The organism is Streptococcus oralis subsp. oralis (genome assembly GCF_002096595.1).
GTDB classification, from domain to species: domain Bacteria; phylum Bacillota; class Bacilli; order Lactobacillales; family Streptococcaceae; genus Streptococcus; species Streptococcus oralis_D.
The window spans coordinates 784-22040 of record NZ_NCUR01000006.1 but is presented as its reverse complement, the minus strand read 5'-3'; the positions used below and the strand labels follow the sequence as shown (position 1 = coordinate 22040).

Annotated in this window: 20 protein-coding genes, 6 tRNA genes and 1 pseudogene; 6 read left to right on the top strand and 21 right to left on the bottom strand. The window is 39.7% G+C overall.

Going from position 1 to position 21257, the window contains the following annotated elements; translation table 11 throughout:
* The 6 genes from comGB to tgt form a co-directional block, all read right to left on the bottom strand.
* Entirely contained in the window at window positions 1–1017 is a 1017-nt protein-coding gene (gene comGB / locus B7714_RS00250; protein ID WP_162284784.1) for a competence type IV pilus assembly protein ComGB, read from the bottom strand.
* Window positions 965–1906, bottom strand: a complete 942-nt coding sequence (gene comGA / locus B7714_RS00245; protein ID WP_084859197.1) for a competence type IV pilus ATPase ComGA — start codon at window positions 1904–1906, stop codon at window positions 965–967. Before comGA ends, comGB begins: the two co-directional genes overlap by 53 nt.
* Before the next feature lie 62 nt (window positions 1907–1968).
* Window positions 1969–2334, bottom strand: a complete 366-nt coding sequence (locus B7714_RS00240; RefSeq protein ID WP_000286396.1) for a DUF1033 family protein — start codon at window positions 2332–2334, stop codon at window positions 1969–1971.
* A 153-nt stretch (window positions 2335–2487) separates the two neighbouring features.
* Window positions 2488–3639 carry an N-acetylglucosamine-6-phosphate deacetylase gene (gene nagA / locus B7714_RS00235; protein ID WP_001134447.1) on the bottom strand — a complete coding sequence of 384 codons (1152 nt, stop codon included), beginning with the start codon at window positions 3637–3639 and terminating at the stop codon, window positions 2488–2490.
* A gap of 140 nt (window positions 3640–3779) precedes the next feature.
* The gene (locus B7714_RS00230; protein WP_084859195.1) at window positions 3780–5597 is read right to left on the bottom strand and encodes an acyltransferase family protein; all 1818 of its coding nucleotides are present in this window, start codon (window positions 5595–5597) and stop codon (window positions 3780–3782) included.
* Between the two features lie 133 nt (window positions 5598–5730).
* Complete coding sequence (gene tgt / locus B7714_RS00225) at window positions 5731–6873, bottom strand: tRNA guanosine(34) transglycosylase Tgt (RefSeq protein ID WP_084859192.1); 1143 nt, start codon at window positions 6871–6873, stop codon at window positions 5731–5733.
* A 117-nt stretch (window positions 6874–6990) separates the two neighbouring features.
* On the opposite strand from tgt, the gene B7714_RS00220 reads away from it, so the two are divergent.
* Complete coding sequence (locus B7714_RS00220; RefSeq protein ID WP_084859190.1) at window positions 6991–7848, top strand: DUF975 family protein; 858 nt, start codon at window positions 6991–6993, stop codon at window positions 7846–7848.
* A gap of 39 nt (window positions 7849–7887) precedes the next feature.
* On the opposite strand, the pseudogene B7714_RS09995 reads toward B7714_RS00220, so the two are convergent.
* From B7714_RS09995 to B7714_RS00180, 9 genes and pseudogenes are all read right to left on the bottom strand, one after another.
* Window positions 7888–7968, bottom strand: a pseudogene (locus B7714_RS09995) (DUF1304 domain-containing protein); the annotation flags it as partial.
* A 57-nt stretch (window positions 7969–8025) separates the two neighbouring features.
* Entirely contained in the window at window positions 8026–9240 is a 1215-nt protein-coding gene (locus B7714_RS00215) for a LysM peptidoglycan-binding domain-containing protein (protein ID WP_084859188.1), read from the bottom strand.
* Window positions 9241–9369: 129 nt separating this feature from the next.
* The gene (locus B7714_RS00210; RefSeq protein ID WP_084859186.1) at window positions 9370–10026 is read right to left on the bottom strand and encodes an HAD family hydrolase; all 657 of its coding nucleotides are present in this window, start codon (window positions 10024–10026) and stop codon (window positions 9370–9372) included.
* A gap of 3 nt (window positions 10027–10029) precedes the next feature.
* A complete protein-coding gene (locus tag B7714_RS00205) occupies window positions 10030–11310 on the bottom strand; it encodes an MATE family efflux transporter (RefSeq protein WP_084859184.1) in 1281 nt (426 codons plus the stop codon).
* A gap of 60 nt (window positions 11311–11370) precedes the next feature.
* Window positions 11371–12855: a threonine synthase gene (thrC, locus tag B7714_RS00200; protein ID WP_084859182.1), complete on the bottom strand. Its 1485-nt coding sequence runs from the start codon at window positions 12853–12855 to the stop codon at window positions 11371–11373.
* A gap of 75 nt (window positions 12856–12930) precedes the next feature.
* On the bottom strand, window positions 12931–14208 hold the full coding sequence (locus B7714_RS00195) for a glutamate-cysteine ligase family protein (protein WP_084859179.1): 1278 nt from the start codon (window positions 14206–14208) through the stop codon (window positions 12931–12933).
* Between the two features lie 736 nt (window positions 14209–14944).
* The gene (locus tag B7714_RS00190; RefSeq protein ID WP_084859176.1) at window positions 14945–15469 is read right to left on the bottom strand and encodes a DUF1697 domain-containing protein; all 525 of its coding nucleotides are present in this window, start codon (window positions 15467–15469) and stop codon (window positions 14945–14947) included.
* A 1-nt stretch (window position 15470) separates the two neighbouring features.
* The gene (locus tag B7714_RS00185; protein WP_032913075.1) at window positions 15471–16106 is read right to left on the bottom strand and encodes a DJ-1/PfpI family protein; all 636 of its coding nucleotides are present in this window, start codon (window positions 16104–16106) and stop codon (window positions 15471–15473) included.
* A 289-nt stretch (window positions 16107–16395) separates the two neighbouring features.
* Window positions 16396–16848 carry a helix-turn-helix domain-containing protein gene (locus tag B7714_RS00180; RefSeq protein WP_084859173.1) on the bottom strand — a complete coding sequence of 151 codons (453 nt, stop codon included), beginning with the start codon at window positions 16846–16848 and terminating at the stop codon, window positions 16396–16398.
* 320 nt (window positions 16849–17168) lie between these two features.
* On the opposite strand from B7714_RS00180, the gene B7714_RS00175 reads away from it, so the two are divergent.
* From B7714_RS00175 to B7714_RS00155, 5 genes are read left to right on the top strand one after another with little or no spacing between them, the layout of a single operon-like run.
* The gene (locus tag B7714_RS00175; protein ID WP_061853399.1) at window positions 17169–17642 is read left to right on the top strand and encodes a hypothetical protein; all 474 of its coding nucleotides are present in this window, start codon (window positions 17169–17171) and stop codon (window positions 17640–17642) included.
* Between the two features lie 40 nt (window positions 17643–17682).
* A complete protein-coding gene (locus B7714_RS00170) occupies window positions 17683–18879 on the top strand; it encodes a replication initiation factor domain-containing protein (RefSeq protein ID WP_084859171.1) in 1197 nt (398 codons plus the stop codon).
* A 2-nt stretch (window positions 18880–18881) separates the two neighbouring features.
* A complete protein-coding gene (locus B7714_RS00165; protein WP_003009646.1) occupies window positions 18882–19268 on the top strand; it encodes a hypothetical protein in 387 nt (128 codons plus the stop codon).
* Between the two features lie 59 nt (window positions 19269–19327).
* Window positions 19328–19522, top strand: a complete 195-nt coding sequence (locus tag B7714_RS00160; RefSeq protein ID WP_000598356.1) for a DUF3173 domain-containing protein — start codon at window positions 19328–19330, stop codon at window positions 19520–19522.
* A gap of 3 nt (window positions 19523–19525) precedes the next feature.
* Window positions 19526–20659 (top strand): tyrosine-type recombinase/integrase, encoded by a 1134-nt coding sequence (locus B7714_RS00155; protein ID WP_084859168.1) that lies wholly within the window; start codon window positions 19526–19528, stop codon window positions 20657–20659.
* Between the two features lie 74 nt (window positions 20660–20733).
* Here the strand turns inward: B7714_RS00155 and B7714_RS00150 are convergent.
* From B7714_RS00150 to B7714_RS00125, 6 genes are all read right to left on the bottom strand, one after another.
* Window positions 20734–20817: transfer RNA gene (locus B7714_RS00150), tRNA-Leu, on the bottom strand.
* A 9-nt stretch (window positions 20818–20826) separates the two neighbouring features.
* Window positions 20827–20898, bottom strand: a tRNA-Gln gene (locus B7714_RS00145).
* A 13-nt stretch (window positions 20899–20911) separates the two neighbouring features.
* Window positions 20912–20984, bottom strand: a tRNA-His gene (locus B7714_RS00140).
* 14 nt (window positions 20985–20998) lie between these two features.
* A tRNA-Trp gene (locus B7714_RS00135) sits at window positions 20999–21069 on the bottom strand.
* 11 nt (window positions 21070–21080) lie between these two features.
* Window positions 21081–21161: transfer RNA gene (locus B7714_RS00130), tRNA-Tyr, on the bottom strand.
* Window positions 21162–21178: 17 nt separating this feature from the next.
* Window positions 21179–21251: transfer RNA gene (locus B7714_RS00125), tRNA-Phe, on the bottom strand.
* Window positions 21252–21257 lie beyond the last annotated feature (6 nt).

The following is a 21257-nucleotide window of genomic DNA, read 5'->3' as shown; positions in this document are numbered from 1 at the left end:
TTAAAAATTTACCTCCATATTTTGATACATGGGCATGAGCATTGCCGCATAAAGTAAAACGATAATCAGGGCCACAAAGATAAAAACCAGTGGCTGCACCAGATTCATGGTGCGGTTGACTCGGGTAAAAAAGGCTTCCCAAGTTTTTTCGGCATAGATTTCCAACTCGCTCCCCAGCTTGGACTTGACTTCCCCATACTCGATGATGAGACTCAACTCCTTTTTAAAGAAAGGATAGGTTGCTATGGTTTGAGAAAATTCACGACCATTTTGCAGGGCTTGAGCCAGATCTTGACCGATTTCTTTAAAGAGCTGAGAACCTTGTTCCTGCATGATTTGAAAAATCTGCGTCAGCTCCATTCCCTGTGAAATCATATTGCCCCATTCACGCGCGTAATAGGCTGTCAGATAGGTCTGGACAAAGATTCCTAGAAAGGGAATCCGTGCTAACATCGAGAAGACCCGCATCTTGGAACTTCTTTTGTAGAAAGTGAGGGCTAAAAGTAAAGATAGAGAGCAAACCAACACTAGTCCCAGAAAAATTTGTGGCAGATTGCCAATGATTTGAGTGGCGATATTACTACTGTCCAGTTGGGGGAGCAGATAGTTGCGCAAGCCTAGCATGATTAGCAGGAGAAATCCCAGCAAAATCAGGGGATAGGTCGCCACTTCGATTAATTTTTTCTTGACCTTGGCCAGATTGTCCAGATATTCTTCTATCTTCCCCAGACTCAGGTGGAGATTTCCATGAACTTCAGCTAGAGATAATTGGGTCACAATGGCACTTGAAAACCCTAAACTGTCCATCATTTCTGAGAAAGATTTTCCCTGAGACAGCCCTTGGTGCATCTGGGTCACATAGTCCTTTTCCAGCAGGGCACTTCTGCCCAAGAAAGAAATAATTTCCACCAAATGAAAGCCACTGGAGAAGAGGTTGTTAAACAAGGTGATGATTTTCTTCTGCTTAGCTGTAGCTAATTTTTTCCGTTTCAGCCTGAAGACTTGTGATATGTCCATCTTTAAGAAGCTGGTCAATCTGCGCATTCCAGCTAGTTGGCTGGTGTTCTTGATAGTCTTTGTTTGCAAAGTCAACGATTCCTCCTCCCCCGATTAATCTCTGGTAGCAGACTCCTTGTAGGACAACTGCTAGTTCCTCCTCCGTCACACCCAACTCCAGAAGGCGTTCATAAACACCTCGGATACTCTTGGCATGAATGGTTGAAAAGACTGTCGCCCCTGTCAAACTGGCTCTAACTACTGCACGCGCCGTCTCGCTATCCCGAATTTCACCGATAATCAGGAGATCCGGACGATGTCGGAGAGACAGTTTGATCAGATTTTCATAGCTCAATCCAATCGCCTCATTCAACTGCAATTGGAGCATGTCTTCCTGCTTGATTTCTACTGGGTCTTCGATAGACATAACTTGCTGTCCCTTAAAGAGGGACTTAGCTAATTCGTGCATCAGAGTCGTCTTGCCACTTCCGACTGGACCTGCAAAGAGATAGAGCCCCCGTTGCCTGTACTGCTCACCCAGTTCGTTCATATCCTGAAACCAGAAATGCAGGTCCTGCTCCTCGTCGTGCAACAAACGAATGACCAAACTCTCATATCCCCGATAATCTCCTACGGTAGACAAACGCAGAGAAGACACCTTCTCCCCATGCTGGTAGTCGCAAGAGCCCAGCTGACTACGCCTTTTCTCTCCTACATTCATACCCGCTACAAACTTAAAATGACTAATCACAGCAGCTAAAACATCAAACTCATAGGACTCAACTAGACACCGTTCGTCTCCAACCCGCATGTGAAGCTCGTAGGACTTTTCCTTGGGGATAAAATAGATATCCTGAGCCTTCTTTTCTTTCGCAGTAGCAATAATTTTCTGTGCAATTTCTTGTACCATATCGCCCTCCTTATCTAACTATTCGCAAAAAAATAAAAAAAGCAACTTAAAAAGTTACTTTTTTATCTCCATTTCATGCGGCAAGAACGATGCTTTTCTTGACCTGTTTGTTTTTCGTAGCCTGGACGTAGCTTTTCATCAGGGATGACTTGCTCATCCTGTAAAAGTGCCAAAGAATGGTACTGCTGCAAATACTCATCACACTCATCACACCAGCGTTTATCAGCAGGATCCCAAAAAATAGTCATCAAATCACTCCGACTCTTATAAAGAGGATTCTTCTTTTCCAGCTCAAACCAGCATGATTTATAATATTTTAGAGCATCATAATACTTGTCAAAAGATTGACTCATGATGACATCTTCTTCCCAACCTTCTATGAACCACCACGGTTCAAAATCCCCATACATTTCTATAACACGATACATTCTTACTACTTCCTTTGTATCGTATATTATATCTAATTTTTTATTACAAGAAAAGGATTTTGCTTGCCTTTCCCTTTAGGAAGACTTCTTTAAATACCTTTTCAGACTATCATAAAAATAGGAGTCCTTTATTTGACCCCTATTTTTATCTTCTTAGGCTTGATAACGTTTCACACCATCTAGGTAGGTTGCTACCAATTCCAAATCTTTATCTAGTACGATAAAGTCGGCATCGTAACCTTCACGGATTTGACCACAAACATCATCGATGTGAACAGATTTTGCTGGGTTGAGGCTGGCCATCATGACTGCTTCATGCGGATTCGCAATGCCCCATTCGACCACATTCTTCAAACCATCTTTGAGTTTGAGGATAGAACCTGCCAAATTGCCTGTCGATTTGAGGCGAGCAGTTCCATTAGCAACAACTACTGGGAATTCTCCCAACATGTAATCTCCATCTTCCAAGCCACCAGCTGTCATACAGTCTGTGATAAGGGCGATATTTTCAGTTCCTTTTTGCTTGAGCAAAATATCACAGGCCTTTGGATCCACATGGTGACCGTCACAGATCAACTCTGCATAGGTATGTGGCAACTCATACATGGCTCCCACCATACCGAGCTCACGGTGAGTCAACCCACGCATTCCATTGTAGGCATGTACCCAAACACTCGCTCCAGCATCCACTGCTTTTTTAGCTTCATCAAAAGTCGCATTGGAGTGTCCAAGAGCAACAGTCACTCCTTCACCCGTAACTGTACGAACAAAGTCTTCTACACCTTCACGTTCTGGCGCAAGGGCAATTTTATTGAGCAGGCCATTGGCTGCTTTTTGCCAAGCACGAAACTCATCCATACGAGGGTCTTTCATATAGGCAGGGTTTTGGGCTCCCTTGTATTTCTCTGTGAAATAAGGCCCTTCAAAATAGATTCCACGAATCTTGGCTCCACTTGCTTCCTGATAACGAGCACCGATATTTTCAGTTACCGCAAGCAACTGCTCGTAAGAGGAAGTCAACGTCGTTGGCAAGAAGCTGGTAACACCCGTGCTAAGTAGACCTTCACTCATAGTATGAAGGGTTCCTTCGATGTTATTGTCCATAACATCCACTCCACCAAATCCATGAATGTGGGTATCCACAAGTCCTGGTGCAATGCTATAACCGGTATAGTCAATCACCTCAGCTCCTTCAGGAATCTGTTCTACATGTTTTCCAAACTTGCCATCCACAAGTTCTAAGTAACCGCCACGACGAACTCCGTGTGGGTAGAAAAACTGATCCGCTTTAATATAATTAGGCATAATGATAACCTCCTTGATAGATTGATTCTAGAATTGATTATGTCAATTACATTATAAACCTTTCTTTTTTATTTGTAAATGGTATAGACCTGTTTTCTAGAGATATTTTAAAAGAGCTGGATTTCTCCAACTCTTTGATCTTATTTTGATTTTACAGGCAGTTCTTGAGCAGCCTTAACAGCAGCTGCAATCGTCTCTGCGTAAAGTTTAGCACCTTCTTCAATCATGTTGCTATCATTCCCAAAGTGAACTTGGTCGGTTCCAGCCCAGATTTCAGGGTGTTCCTTAGCGACCTTATTCCAGTCAGCGATGCTCACATATGGATTCTTTTCAGCTAATTCTCTCGCATAAGCCGCATACTGCTCCACTGATGTGTAAGTGTCCTTACTCTTGTCTCCCTCATAAGGTGTCACCAGTATCAGATGATGTCCTTTCGGCAGATTATTCACGATGCTGTCCAAGTCATTCTTATAACCTTCAGGATTGTTGACTCCCGTTGCAATGACAACTGTTTTTAGCAGCGCCTTGTTCTGACTGTTATTAAGCATAATGTCATTGGCTTGCTTGGTCGTTCGACTAACCTGGGCATTGATATTTGCTTCAGGAAGTGCCTCTTGTAAGGCTGTATTGGCACGCAAGGCTACCGAATCTCCTATTAGACTTGTTCCCTCAGAAATTCCTAGGCGACTCAGTTCAGCTTGTTCAGCAAGAGTCTTTGTTTGTCCTATATTGGTCTGGGCTTGTTTGAAACCATTGATCATCAAGTCTGTCTCAAAAGCTCCAACTTGGGGAGCCACAGCTATGATAATCAAGGTAAGCAAGGTAAGAATGCCAGCAGCACCAGCACTAATTGGTTTAATATGAGGCAATCGACTAATCTTCCGTATTAAAGGATTGGATTTACCAGCAATCAACGGCTCAATAATATAGAAGGATAGGATAGCAAAGAAATAAGAAAAGATGATTGTCAGAATAACAGCAGGCAGATTACTCATCAACTGAGAAAAGATAATATAAAAAGGCCAGTGGAAGAGATAAACCGCGTAGCTGGTATCCGCTAAAAATGTAATGATCCGAGGTTCTTGTATCTCAGGCGTTTTCTCATGCAAGACACGCGCAGCAAAAATCATGGTCACTGCCGCTAAACTTGCTAGTAAGAAACCAAACAAGTAAGCGAACAGATAGTTAAACTTGACAAAGAAAGTCAGAAGCAACAATACCAAAAGCCCCGCAGCAAACACCAGTAGATTTTGACGAAGATCCCACATCCGGTCAAACTGCTTGACTAAATCGCTCGTCTGACGAACCCCCACAACCGTCGCCAAAATGCTTCCTAAAAAGAAGGGATAGACATGGGTCAGACTTGAAAAGTAGACAGATGAATAGGAACTAGCCATTAGACTACCAATAAACATGGAGAAAAAGCTAATGATAAAAGCCCCCGCAGAAAGGAGAAAGACTATCCCTCTCAATTGACTACTAGATTTTGAACGTTTTGATAAGAACCAAACCGCTAAGCCCCAAAGGATATAGTAGTGAACCTCAACAGCTAGACTCCAGTTGTGAACAAAGAGATGCGGAATGAACTGGGATTCATAACTTCCCCCTGTTAACATTTCGTAGAAGTTGGTCATAAAACCGAGAACTCCAGCAATCTGACCACCAATTCCAGCAACATAGTCTTGACGAACCAAGAAAGTAAAAGGCATGGTCACTAAAACCATCAGCACCACAGGTGGCACGATGCGGTAAAACCGTCTCTTAAAAAAGTCCAGCAAATCAATCTGACGTGCCTTCCCAAATTCTTCTAAAAGGAGGGAGGTGATCAAAAATCCTGAAAAAGTGAAAAAGACATCTACCCCAAAGAATCCTCCAGGAAAGATAGTTTGAAAGAAGTGGTACAAAAGCACCAAAAGTAAACCTGTAATCCTAATCAAGGAAAACCATTTAATACGCATACGAGTCTATTCTCCATTAAATTAGGAAGCAAAACACCACCTAATTTCCATTCCATTATACTCCCTATTCTATCAAAAAAATAGGAAAAATCCTAAGAGAAAACTTAGGATTTTAGCATTCTAATTTTAGACTTTAGAAATTGCGCCCTGACTTATTGTAACCATATTTTTCCACAAAATACTCACGGAATTCCAAGAGATTATCATCCATGATGGCTTGACGCACTTGCTTCATCAGATTGAGCAAGAAGTAGAGATTGTGGTAGCTAGTCAAGCGGATGCCAAAGGTTTCGTCAGCCTTGAGCAAGTGACGAAGGTAGGCGCGTGTGTAGTTCTTGCATGTATAGCAATCACACTCAGGATCCAGTGGCGTAAAGTCTTCAGCGAATTGGGCATTTTTGACAACCAAACGACCCTGGCTGGTCATACAAGTTCCGTTACGAGCGATACGAGTCGGCAAGACACAGTCAAACATATCCACACCACGAATAACCCCATCGATCAAGCTATCTGGCGCTCCCACACCCATCAAATAGCGAGGTTTGTTTTCTGGGAGAAGTTGGGTTGTGAAGTCCAAGACTGCATTCATTTCCTCATGAGTTTCTCCCACTGCCAAACCACCGATAGAGTAGCCAGGGAAGTCCATGCTGACAAGGTCATGAGCTGACTGACGGCGAAGGTCTTCAAATCCTGCCCCCTGTACAATTCCAAACAAACCTTGGTCATATGGACGACGGTGAGCCTTCAAACCACGTTCGGCCCAACGGCTAGTACGCTCGATGGATTTCTTAACGTAGTCGTAAGGTTGATAAAACTGAGGACATTCATCAAAAGACATCATGATGTCTGAACCCAGATTGTTCTGAATAGAGATGGCCTTTTCTGGCGATAAGAACATCTTGGAACCATTGAGATGGTTTTTAAAGGTTACTCCTTCTTCGGTGATATTACGGCTATCTGCTAGGGAATAAACCTGGAAACCACCACTATCCGTCAAGATTGGCTGATCCCAGTTCATAAATTTGTGGAGACCACCTGCGCGTGCGATGAGTTCATCTCCAGGACGAAGCCAGAGATGATAAGTATTAGACAGGATAATTCCTGATCCCATCTCCTTCAACTCCTCTGGTGACTGGGTTTTTACAGTAGCTTGGGTCCCAACCGGCATAAACATAGGTGTCGGGAAGGTGCCGTGAGGGGTGATGATTTCTCCCAGACGAGCTCCCGTGTGTTTTTCTTTCTTAATCAAACGGTATTTGATTGGTGAATCTGACATTTTTTACCTCCGAAGCTGGGAAAAACAGTCCCAGTTCATACTTTGCGCCCAAAAGGCATACTGTATGATTTTATCAAAAAAAGCTGGAACTGTCACGAACTATGGTATAATGAGAGAATGAAATACCCAAAAATTGATTTAAAAACCATTCGTCTGCAGACGAGGCAATTTCAGGCTGAAAATCCCCGCCTCCTTCTCGTCTATCTATTACCTAGCATACTGGTCATCTTGTCAGGCTTTCTCAACCCCTTGGCTCGTCTCCAAGAAAGTGTTTTAGAGCAATCCTTTTTCAGCATGCTGGCACAAGTTCTCCAAGCCTATCTCTTCCCACTAGTGGTTTCTTTTGTGAGTACGATTTTTCTAGCAGGTGCTGCTTTTGCGACACTCCGACTCCTCAAGGATCCTGATACGGAACTCTCCGTAAAATCAAGCCTGGCCCTCTTTGCTGAAGAGCGCTTCTCACAAACCTTCCTAACTCTGCTCCTCAAACGTTTCTACCTTTTTTTATGGAGTATCCCAAACCTAGTAGGCGTTTATTTTCTCTTTTATAGCAATCTCTTGGCTCGTAGATTTGTTGCCCTACATCCTGAATTTCCAAAACTAGATCTCTCGTCGCTTGAAACCGAGCAATTCCTTATGACCTTTGGACTCTACTTTTTCGCGAGCCTCATCTTGATGATTGTAGGAAATGTCCTCTATATCCCGCAACATTACGCCTACTCGCAGGTAGAATTCCTCCTCTGCGACACTCTGGATTTAGGACAGGCTAAACCCAGTCAAATTCTGAAAACCAGTCGATTCTTGGTGAAAGGGTACAAATTCCAGCGCTTTATCCTCGACTTACAACTACTTCCTTGGCACTTCCTCAATTGGATTACTTTTGGAATTGCTAGTTTTTCCATCCTTCCCTATATCCAAAACAATCACATCTTCTTTTACAGAGCCCTACTAGACCGTAAACGTCGAAATGGATAAAAATCTAAAAAAGCAGCATCTTGCAGGATGCGGCTTTTCTTATTTCAAAAGCAAAATACTCAGCAGAGTCAAAATAGCGGGCCCACCTTGCTTCAGAATAATCTTCTTATTATCCTGAAGGAAGACACACAAAAAAGAAGCGGGAACTCAATCAGTTCCCAACTTCCATTTTAATGATTAGTTCATTGAAACGTGAACATGGTCATAGTGGTTTTCGGTCACACTACCACGATCCGGCATTGGATTCCACGTATAGGCTGGTCCATATTTGCTATCGTATGGAGCGTAGAAACGTTGTTTCCAAATGATATAGTTGATACCACGGCTAGCCATATTTTTGACTGCATATTCTGCAACTTGATCTCCAAGTGCTGAACTCACTGGAACCATAAAGTCGATGGCCAAACCTTTACCATGGTCCCCGCTGTCACCAGGACGGTAGCCACTAAAAGATGTAATCCCAAACAAGTTAGCGATTTCTTCTTTAAAGGCTGCTGTTTGTGGTTGAAGACCAGCATTCTCAGACTTAGCTACAGCAAGTCCTGCATAGTCAGGAGCCGCTGGAGCTGAATAAGTTCTTGAAGGAGTTTGGCTTTGCTCTGCTTGATAAGTCGAAGTTGCAGTGTCAGAAGTTGCTGTTGATGCTGCTGTTTCTTCTGTTGCACTTGTTCCTCTTGTATCAGCAGGCGTTTCAGTTGCTGGCGCAGCTGCTACTGGTGCTTCTGCTGGAGTTGTTGCTACCGTTTCTTCCGTAACTGGAGTCGCTGCTTGAGGAGCTTCTTCTTCAACTGGGCGAGTTGTTTCTGCTACTGGTGCTTCCGCTGGAGTCGTTTCAGCTGTTTCTTCAGCTACAGGTGTTTCTGTAGATGGTGTCTCTTCAGCAACTGTCGCTGTCTCAGAAACTTCTGAACTTGGCGCTACTTCTGCTGGTTTTTCAGTCTCTGTTGCAGTTGGAGCTTCCTCAATTGGTTGAGAAAGGTCTTCTACTTGAACTGTTTGTTCATCAACTGTCACTTGATTTGTCGTCAAATCAGCTGTCGCAGTCTTCACTTCTTCACTAGCATCTGCTTGAGGAGCTTGGATTTCAACTTCCGTTACCTCTTCTTCCTCATTGACAGTTGTAGTGAGGACAGTATCTGGGAAAATCAAGTCCATATTGGTAATTTTGTTCAAATTAGCAAGAACCGTTACATCTACTCCCAAAGCTTCTGCAATCGTGCTCAGGGTATCACCATACTGAACTGTATAGCTGTTTTTGTTCTCGTTTTTCGTCACATCATTTTGGATTTGCTCAACGGTACGTGCTGTCCAAGAGATTTCTTGAGCTTTAGCTCCTAATGCGGGAGCAAGAGACAAGGCTACTGTTGAGGCTAAAATTATTCTTTTCTTCATTCGTTCATATTCCTTTCAAATGAGTACCTGTCTATCATAACACAAAAAAAGCAGAAAAAAAGCCCTCTCGGGCCTATTTAACAGAACTGTCTATTCCTTGTAACAAACTCGATTACTTGAAATAGTTTGTTAGGTTTCTGTCACAAAACTGACACAATCTTCTCGTCCCCAATCCTCAAAAATATGAGGAATATCTGCTAACTCTTGAATCATGTGATTCCCTTCATAAGACGACTCTAAAAAATTGATGCTTTGAAGGCCGCTATTCTGAGCAAATTCCACATCCAAAGTCCGGTCTCCTATATAGTAGGTGTTCTCAGGATCCAACTCATACTTGTCTAGCAGATAGGTCGCCGCTTCTGGACTGGGCTTGCGCGCAAAGCCACTCTGACTGGTTAAAATCTCTTTGAAATAGGATTCCAACCCCAAGTCTCTTAAAATAGTAAGAGCATTGTCCCCCTTATGAGTATAGACAAACTGCTGAATCCCTGCTTCGTCTGCCCAAGCCAAAACTTCACGCGCACCTGGCATCAAAACTACCTGGGCATTTTTCTCAGACAAGCTCTGGGCACGTACCTGATTGAGCACTTTCGCATCCAGGTTTCTCTCTTCTGCCACCTGCTCCAGCAAATCCTGCACAGAGTACCTGAGTATAAACTCTCTCACTTTTTCCTTATCATAAGGAACAGAAAACTGAGCAAAGGTCTCCTCAATTCCTGACAAAATCGCTTCGTAAGAGTCCAATAAAGTCCCGTCTAAATCCCAAATAAAGGCTATTTTTTGCATTTCCTATCCTTTCAACATCATATAACGCTGGTAACGGTAACGTAGAAATAGCCAGCGAAAACCATTATCCAAAAGGGTTCCAGCCCAAATACCAGGCAAGCCCCAACCAAGAACAATCCCCATCAGATATCCTGTTCCAATGCGGATACACCACATTCCTATACTTGTTGCATAAAAGGGAAGGCGAGCATTCCCCAAACCCTGCCAAACTGCAGTATAGATGACTGTTCCTATCGTCATAGGAGTTCCTAGTAGAGAGAACAGTGCCACCAAAACACTCGCCGAGACTGCTATAGGGTCCGTCGTATAGAGATGAGTCAGTGGTGTCCCTAAGGCATAGATACTGAAAGTTAAGGGCAACATGAGAAGTAGAGAAAGCCAAAAGGTTTGTTTGCTTACCACGTCTACTCTTTCCCAATTATTCTCTCCAACTGCTCGAGCCACCTGCATGACTGTTGCCGTAGCGACGCCAAAGGAAGGCATATAGTTAAACTGGGTCAAGACTTCTCCGACTGCATTTCCAGCTACTGCCTCCGTCCCAAAAGAAACAACTAAGGCAATGATAACGACATCTCCAGCTCTCATCATGAGACGTTCTCCTGCTGCCGGTATAGCCAAAGTCAACAAATCCTTATCTAGACCAAAAGATGGCTTCTCATAAGGCAGTTTTAATTGCGACCATAAAATCACAAGACCAACCAAGCGAGACAGAATAGTCCCCCATGCAACACCAGCTATCCCCATATCAAGAACAAAAATAGTTAGACTCGAAAAGAGAATATTCAAGGCATTGGATAAAAAACTAACATAGAGAGGTAGACGTGGATTATGCGTTGCACGAATCAAGGCCCCAAAACTGGTCATCAAGCCCAAAAGAACAATTGAACCTCCCACCAAAGAAAGGTAGAGTCCTCCACTTTCGGCCACAGCCTGCTCAGTCCCCAAAAGTCCTATCATCTCTTTCCCAGCAAAGATAGACAAGGCCCCTAAAAGCAAACTCAGTAGCAAGGTAATCTTCAGCGCTTCAGTCACATGATAAGCTAGCTTGGACTGGTCTTTCTGCCCCATGCTTTTTGAAATAACACTGGAAATGGCAGCTCCCAGAGCGATAAAAATAGCCTGATAAATGGTGATTATGTTTCCAGCTACAGACACACCCGAAATGGCAATCAACCCCAGATTAGCTACCAAGTAGCTATCCACCATGCCCATGAGCATCTGCAAAAAGTTTTCACCCATAGCTGGCAATGCAATATTAAGAATATCTTTATTTTTCTTAAACAATCTCTCCTCCTGATGAAAAGAAACTCAGTTGGTTTCCCAACCGAGTTTACACCCTCTGCCTTAAAGTCCTAGATAAGCCTCAACCGCTGCTTGCATGTCAGCAGCTGCCACTGTTGTTTTATGACGAACCAGTGCTGTTTCAAGTCCATCAACCGCTGGTGGCACTGCCACTCCTGAAATGTCATGTAATTGAGCCAAGGCTTCAAAGTCAGTCAAGCCTGCTTTTCCTGTTACCGCTTCTACGGCAACCACTGGGAACTTGTAAGGACTAGCTGTTGAAGCAATCACTGTCTTAGTCGCATCGCCAGTAGCCGCTTGGTATTTTCTATAAACAGCTGAGGCAACCGCCGTATGTGGATCCTCGATGTAGGCATCTGTTTGATAAACACGTTTAATTTCTGTCGCAGTTTCTTCCTCAGTCGCATATTCAGCTACAAAGAGATCCAGAATCGCTGCATCAAAGTCTGTCAACTCATATTGTCCTTGTGTACTCAAGGCATTCATGAGTTCAGCAGTCTTAACCGCATCATTCCCCAAAAGATGGAAAATCAAACGCTCCAAGTTTGAAGATACTAAGATATCCATAGATGGACTAGTTGTTACTTTAAACTCACGTTTCTTATCGTAAACACGTGTTTTAAAGAAATCTGTCAAGACATTGTTATCATTTGAAGCACAGATCAATTTGCCAACTGGCAGACCAATTTGCTTGGCATAAAAGGCAGCCAAGATATTTCCAAAGTTTCCTGTTGGTACTGTGAAATTGACCTTTTCACCAGCCACAATTTCGCCAGACTTGACCAACTGAGCGTAGGCATAAACATAATAAACAATCTGTGGTACCAAACGACCAATGTTCATAGAGTTAGCTGATGAAAATTGCAGTTTATTGGCAGCCAACTTTTCACGAAGAGCTACATCGTTAAACATATGTTTCACATTTGTTTGCGCATCATCAAAGTTTCCATCAATAGCGATAACATGAGTATTGTCGCCAGTCTGAGTAGTCATTTGCAACTCTTGTACCTTGCTGACACCATCCTTTGGATAAAAAACGATAATCTCAGTACCAGGCACATCGGCAAACCCCGCCATAGCAGCTTTCCCAGTATCACCAGATGTCGCTGTCAAAATGACAATCTTGTTCTCCAAACCATGCTTTTTAGCAGCTGTCGTCATAAAGTATGGCAAGATAGACAAGGCCATATCCTTAAAGGCAATCGTTGAACCATGGAACAATTCCAAGTTGTATTGCCCATCCAGTTTCACCAATGGCGCAATAGCTGGAGTATCAAACTTGCTATCGTAGGCATTGTTGATACAGTAGTTCAACTCCTCAGCCGTAAAGTCATCTAAAAAGGCTGATAAAACTAATTTGGCCACTTCTTGGTAAGAAGCATCTTTTAATGTTTCAAAGTCCAAATCCACCTTTGGATAAGTAAGTGGTGTAAACAGACCACCATCCGTCGCCAAACCTTGCAAAATAGCTTGGCTGGCAGTTACTGTATTATTGGCATCACGCGTTGATTGATAAACTAATGTCATGAATCTCTATCCTTTATCTATAGTCTCTTCCATTATATCATGATTTTTCAGAAAATTCTCCCTTTATAAGAGAAATTATAATCCCAATTCTTTCTTCAAAGGCTCTAAATAAACCATTTCTTGCTTATCTCTTTTCTCCAGCCCCTCCTCAGCAAGGGTGAGTAAGTCTTTAGAAAACTCGACAATTGCAGTTTCTTCCTCATCTGTGAGCACTTTCTTAGAAAATTTTTTCCTTAAAGACTTATAATCACGACCAAATCTGGTAAAAAATGGTGCAGATTGCAAGTAAGCTTCTAACTTGTTTAAATTAACCAACAAACCCAAATGAAAAGCCGTCGCAGCAAAAGTACGATTCAAGGGTTGCGTACAGACACTACGAAACTCAATAGTACCTCGAGTTGTCAAATCTTGGTACTGGTAACTACGATGAGTTTGGAAATCCTCCTCCTGAGGGTAAATAAGAACCTCATCCCCATTAAGGCTAAATGCCTGGATTTCAGGTGTAGTCAAATAGTCCCTAGCCTGAATCGGATAAAAATAATAGGTCTGCCCATCACGTTCCGCAGTAAAGATTGCAGAATGATCTAGATAATCAAAAAAATCATCCTCGTCTTTGAAGAGTCTGGCATTGACGCCTACATTTTCAGGATAAATCCCGTGCATAGACTCTTCCCAAAAAATATCTCTCGAAATTTTGGTGTCCCAATCTGCCCCTGAAAACTCAGAGTTTGCAAACAAATAAGCTTTGGCAGCTTCAATTTGAGTAAAAGCATTGATAACACGCAGAAAGCTAGACTTTGAAACATCCAGCTGAACCTGACTCCCACAGATAAAGGCCCCATACTCAGGGAAATGATGTAAATCTGATTTAGTAACATTTCTACTCAAATTCAAATAATCCATCAACATCTGATAGCGGGGATAAGCCACTGGACAATTCTCATTTTTATCCCAGTTAGGATGAATTCCGCGGCCAACAATAGCATGATTAGCTTCACCTAACTTATTCTGAATCGTAGCCATATAGAAATCAAAGCGTTCTTCTACCTCTTGGATAGATTCGGCCTTTCCGAATGCAAACTCAATTGTCGTATAAGCAACCTCAAATAAGATCGTATCTTGGCTGACTGGATCAAGCAACTGAATTGGATTCTCAAAATCATCCACTTTTTCGATAGTAAAGCCCAGTACTGATGGTAAATACCGAAAGAGGTCCTTAACAACTTCACCATCTGTAGCTTTACTCTCTAAATTTACAATAGGAAATTCTAACTCAATCCCAATAAATAAATCTGGGTTCTCTTTTATATTCTTTAAGTAACGTTTCTTTAGTAATTCAACAGACCGAGACATTAATCACCAAACTCTTTCATAATCAAAATAAATTGTGAATAAGTAATATTATACCAAAAATACACTAAAAATGACTAGAATAAGAAGAAAAAGATCATTCATCAGATATCTGTACTTAATCAAAATCTTTACCAAAACAAAAAACAAGGCCCGAAAACCTTGTCTTTCATACTATACCGGCGGCCGGGGTCGAACCGGCACGTCCTTGCGGACACTGGATTTTGAGTTCTATGAATACATTTTTTAAATCTTATAACCTTGATTTAATAGGTTTTTAGGACTTTTAAATCTTGCAAAATAGACTCATTTTTCAAATTTTAGTAACTTTTTAGTAACCCCGTTAAAGACACGGACTCATACCCCAGATAAAGACAATTCAAATTAGATTAGATTACGTCTAGATATTTAGTCGCCTTTTGTTTGGCTTAAACCCTTTATGTCTTTTAGAATTCCATAAATAAAGAAACTAAATAGAACTATATCTAGGATATCAAACAAAAAGAAGCTTCTTTCCCCTAACAAGGAGGATATGGAACGTTATGTAGTTATCTTATTTAAAGATTATAATTTCAAGAAAATTAAATGAATCCAAAAAGGGGTTAGCTACTGTTTTAACACACTTCAAAGCTTATTTGATTAACACTCTGAAACTATTCGTGAGTGTTTACACAAAATTATTGACAGGATTCAAGTGTTTCTAGGTTTTTTTAATATAACTTTATCTGATTCTATCTGATTAAAACTTTGAAAGTCGGTTAACCACACTCAATTTTCGCATAGTCATCCGAATTCCAAATTTCTTTTCAAGATAATTAGTGTTTAAACGTTTTTTTCGAGCATCACGTGGTAAATATAGGTAACAACACTCGTGACCACCATAGAACTCTTCATCTCCAAAATTCTCTCTACTAAGTTCTGTTAGAGTACTTTCGGGAATCTCTTCGTTAGTAAAAACTAGATGAATACGAGAACTATCATAAGTATTATCAAATGGGTTTTCTTGAACAGCAATCTCTAATTGATTAATTTCTTTGATAATTATTGATAAATCAGCTCCAATTTTATCCAAAATCGTATCATGAGCTAACTTTCTGATTTCTTCGTCAGATAACTCTGATTCTAACAGTATATTCCCACTCTGAATATATGTTTGAACATTTAAAAAACCAACTTCTGTTAGGATTTCTACTAAATAAGACATTTTGGGAATTCTATTGGTACCTGTTGGTGTTACTCCGCGAAGGAGAATAATCTTTTTCATACTAATGTCCTTGTGCATCTTTTTCTAAAGAGTTCATCATTTCAAAATAATAATGAGCATCCCCCGTTGAAAAATAATTAAACCATGCTTCTACTGTAGATTTTGAATATAGGCCTAACTCCTCGACAATGAGCTTAGTCCATGATAAAGATCCGGCTGAGCTAGCGGTAATAAGCTTTCCATCTTGAACTGCAATCTCATCTTTATAATAATCCTGCCCTCGATAATGTTGGCTCATCTGGGTTAAAAAGAATGAAGCATTACTTGTATGATATCGATTATCTAAAATTCCTTTTTCAGCTAATCCCAAAGTAGCGCCACAAATAGCTCCAACTAAAATATTTTCTTGCAATAGTTTAGAGGCTACTTCTAAAACATCATCTTGCTCATTATCCAACCAAGTATCACCTCCAATAAGCACTAGCGCAGCTGCATTTGCAGTATCTAAATCATATAGATTAACATCTGGAACAATTGTCATGCCTCCAGCAGTTTTTATAGACTTTTTCCCTTTAGAAACTGTTACTAATTTTACTTTAGCTTCTCCTAACATTGACTGTAAGCTTAGCGCCTGCATTAAATAGCCGTGTTCGAAATCAGCCATAGTATCTTGAATATACATATAAATATTTTTCATCATTCTTACTCCTCTTTGATAAATGATCGAACTATTAATTGTTTTTATTGTATCATATTTTATGTTTCGCTGTAATACCAATATTTTTTACTTCATCAGTAAAATAGCGATTTTTAAATATTGAACAACCTATGGAGGCTCACCGTAGGTTTGTATTTATGTTATCAACTTCTGCAACATTTCAACTGCTTGTCCTCAATATCACTGTGCTCCCGTTTAAAAGCAGAGTCAAGAATTATGACAAATAGTACCAACATCTAGAATGAATTTAGAACCTAAAAACAAATCATCAATCTGCATTAAAATAATCATGAACCTCTTTAAAAAGGGTATGCAATATTTCTTGCTCCTCTTCATCTAAATTATATTTAGAGACTAGCTCATCCATATAGTCAAATGTAGTGAAATGATTTTTTATCCCATGCATGACAATAGCAAACTTCAGATCATTTAGATCTGTTTTATTAAACTCTTTTAATTTTTTCAAATCAATTTTAGTGATTGGATGCGGGACAACATCTAGAGTACTGTAAGTCGTTTTTCCTAATAAATAGTCGGTCGTGGTATCAAATAATTTTGCTAATTTGACAACCGCTTCTAAATTAGGCTCTAAAGTTCCGTTTTCCCAACGAGAATAAGTACCTTGTTGTACATCAATCATCTCAGAAACTTGTACCTGTGTTAACTTCTTACTCTTTCTCAGTTCCTTAAGACGATCTCCAAAAGAATTATTACTAAACATTGTATCCTCTTTAATATTCGATTCTGTATATTTTAGCTTGACAAAATATTCTAAACGGTATAAAATAGAATTATTCCATAAGGAATATTTATTTTGAGATTAAATATTCCATTGAGAATATTATATCATAAAAGGAGGTAAAAGCGTATGTAATTAGTAGTTGATTTAAAAAATTTTAATAAAGGAGGTAAGATTCGACAAAATAAAAAAATCTTGAAACAAATGTGCCATTCGTTCCAAGATCAAAACATATTATGTAACAATTATACCACAGAAAAGTCCTCAGTTGCACAAGAAAATTTCGGAGGTTTCACAAAAAGATGACCAATAAAGAGTTAGTCAATCAAATTTCTGGCCTAAACTCTACCTCTACTCTTAAAAATTGGATTCAACTGATTAAAGAGATAAGTGGCAAGGAATTTAAAAAAATTAAAATTCCTATCAGTAGAAATCCAAGAACTCGCCAATTAAGTTATACAGTTGCCTATGACTTTACAGACGAAGACCTTAGACAATTTCAAAAGTTAGCTAACCTAAAACTTGAAATAGGTCTAAAAGAGGCTATACAAGCCGTATTTGGGAGCCTAGCAGACAATGAGCAAGAATCCCTAAACCAAGTAATAGATGAGCTCTACGATGAACTGAGTGCGTTAAAACAGGAATTTAAGCGAGAAATACGACTGATAAAAAATGAGAATGCCAGTCTAAAAAAGAAAATCCAAGATATTGAAGAGTCGATGCAAACCGGCTTACTAGGGTTTGTTAACAAGAGGTCAAAAAATAGGTTCGGCTAATAGCGAGTTTTCGGCTGAGCCAGGAGGTAGAAAGCCGAAAATGAGCGTAGATGCGGACGGACCATTTTTGACCGATAGGGTGTGTAGTAACACCACCCTCTGCAAGTTAGGTGTACCATCGAAAGAATTCAGTATTTCCAAGGGTTTCAGAGATTTTAAGGGTGGCAAAATTAGGCAAAAAGTTGAATCAAAATCTATGGCAAAAAATGAACATTTACGTTCTGTATTTGACTGGATTCAAATTCAGTTTGATAAGACTGAATTTTCGCCAAGAGAAATAATTGAGGACATTCTATTTCTTGACTATGACCTATTTATTGAGAATAAAGGGAGCCTTAAATACTATAACTATGATAGCCAGCTTCATCATGGGAATATCCGTATCTACTATGGAGCGAAAGAGTCGTCCTACATGCTTGTCATGTCAGGACAGGCACTCGAGTTCTTTAGAGATATGGTATTAGATCCAAATAGTCTGTCCGAAAGACAGTTTCTGAACAACCTCTACTACAATTACAATCAGTTTTCAGTAAGACGAATTGATATTGCAATAGATGATTTTAATGAAACACCCTATTTCACTCCTAATCAGCTTCTAAAGATTTGTCAGAAGAAACGCTTTATATATGGAAAAAGCACCTACTACAATACCTACGGAGATGAAGCAATCGGTCAGACCTTATATTTGAGAAAACCCAATGATGATGAAAGACTTAGAATTTACGATAAACGCTTAGAACGAGCTGAGAAGCTCGGTATCAGCAAGCGGTATATAGAAAATTGGATAAGAACGGAGTTAGAACTTAGGAAAGAAAAAGCTCACTACTTCATTCAAGAATGGTTGCATTCAGAAATAGATCTTCTCAACTTTACCAAGGGATATCTCAAAGAAAAAGTGAGGTTCTATAGTGATAGTCAATTCTCAAAACCTTTGAGATCTTGGGAAAAGTTTTTAGGTCACTCAAAACCTGTCTCTATCATTATTCCAAAACCAAAAACAGAACTAGAACAAAAATTAGAATGGTTTACCTATAAAGGTTCTGGAGCTATTCTAAAAGCGTATAAATTTCTATACGACAATAACTTACTGCATGAGTATGAGAAGTCTAACTATCTCGCACTCAACAATATGGAATATCCACCAGATTTAGCAAGTGGATTAATAGAACGGGCAATTCTCTTTAAAAGAGAGGATTTAATCCCTACAATCAAAGAAAATATCAAAAGGAGAAATTAACTATGGCAAAAATGCTTTCACAAAATGACTGGAATTTTAATAACATTGGAACAAAATTTGAATTGGATGAAGTTATTCCAAAATTTGAAACGGAAGTCCGAGCAGATGCAAACGGAGAAATTATCAAAAATCGAGATGGTAGCGAAAGACGTTTTAATACCGATAAAATCATTGGTTGGAAATACAATGTAACGATCAAGGATGGACAATTCAAAAAGAAATCAACCCAAGTCTCAGTAGATAATCCAGAAGCTTTAGTCGATAATGACTATATCCAAGCAATGGACGAGGTACCAGTTACATTTGACAATTTACAAGCCACTATGATTAGTTCAACGATGTATTACAAAGCGGATTCTATCCATTTAGTAGATGTAAAACAAAAATAAGTATTAGACAAGGGGAGCTAATCCTCCCCTTACTTAATCTAATCAGAAAAGGAGATCACATGATTAAAACTGTAACAAAAGATGACCTTATCGAACTTGGATTTGCTCCAGGAACTGCAAGAAAGATTATCCATACTGGCAAATTACTATTAGTGAATCGTGGTTTTAATATCTACGATAACAAACGGATTGGTACAATTCCAGCCAGTGTCGCTGAAGAACTACTAGGAATTGAACTCCAGAAAGAAGCATAATGAATGACTATTCGTAAAGCTAAAAGTGGTAAATGGACTGTTGATGTTTCTAACGGTTTCCACCCAGTCACACAAAAAAGAATACGTATTATTCGTAAAGGATTAAAATCTAAAAAAGAAGCCCTAGAACTTGAACAACATATTAGAGTTGTAGAATTAAAAGAAAAACAATTTGACTTTGTAGTAACAACGGATATGTTATTCGACTTACTTGAAGAAGATGATTTGAAAAATGGCAGAAAAGTAAGCTACACAAGTACACAAAGAAACAATTATGAGCGTCATATTAAGCCATATTTTAAAAATACAAATTTAAATAAATTAACGTATGACCATATATTCGAATTTCGTGAATACCTAAAAACAAAACCTAAAAAACAAAATGAAAATGAAGTTTTAAGCTATAATACAATTAATAAGGTTCTAATTTTACTTAAAAAAATTTTTGATACTGGTATAAGAAAATCCCTCATTGATAAAAATCCTATTGAGAATCTTAGAAAATTACCAATTAGGAAGCCTAATATCAAATTTTGGAGTATAGAAGAGTTCACGAGATTTAGAGAACTTATTCGAGATGATGAAATAAGCTATGACCTGTTTTTCGTAATTGCTTTCTTTACTGGAATGAGAATGGGAGAAATACTCGCATTAAACTGGAATGATATAAATCTTTTAACAAATACGATTTACGTTACCAAAACGGTATACTTTGTCAATAATACAAGCTACATTAATACAACAAAAACACGATCAGGAACTAGAAATATAACAATAAATCAGAAATTAGCAGAAATGCTAAAAGACTGGAAAGTAAAACAAAAAGAAAAACTTGAGGAATTTACGAAAAATACTGAAGAACTACAAATAATACAGAGTACACCAATAACAATTACAAAAAATATGATTGATAAGAAGTTTAAGCAAATACTAGAAAGGGATAAAGATTTAAAGAAAATAAGAATTCATGATTTGAGACACTCTCATGCATCATTACTTATAAATCAAGGAGAAGATTATCTTGTTGTCAAAGAAAGATTAGGACACGCATCTATTACAACAACAATTGATACTTATTCTCATTTGTACCCTAGCAAACAGAAAACATTGGCTAATAAACTTGATGATTTATTTTAAAATGGAAAAAATTGGTAACTCGACACACAACAAAGAAAAAAAGACAAGGTCCGAAAACCTTGTCTTTATTACTATACCGGCGGCCGGGGTCGAACCGGCACGTCCTTGCGGACACTGGATTTTGAGTCCAGCGCGTCTGCCAATTCCGCCACGCCGGCAAATAGTAACTGGGGTAGCTGGATTCGAACCAACGCATGAGGGAGTCAAAGTCCCTTGCCTTACCGCTTGGCTATACCCCAATAATATAAAATAGGCGAGTGATGGGGATCGAACCCACGCATGCCAGAGCCACAATCTGGTGTGTTAACCACTTCACCACACCCGCCATAATCATATTAACACGGGCAGTAGGAATTGAACCCACACTGAAGGTTTTGGAGACCTTAGTTCTACCTTTAAACTATGCCCGTAACTAAAGTAATGGAAGGGGAGGGATTCGAACCCCCGAACCCGAAGGAGCGGATTTACAGTCCGCCGCGTTTAGCCTCTTCGCTACCCTTCCAAGTTATAAATAAAATATGGCGCGAGACGGAATCGAACCGCCGACACATGGAGCTTCAATCCATTGCTCTACCAACTGAGCTACCGAGCCAAATTG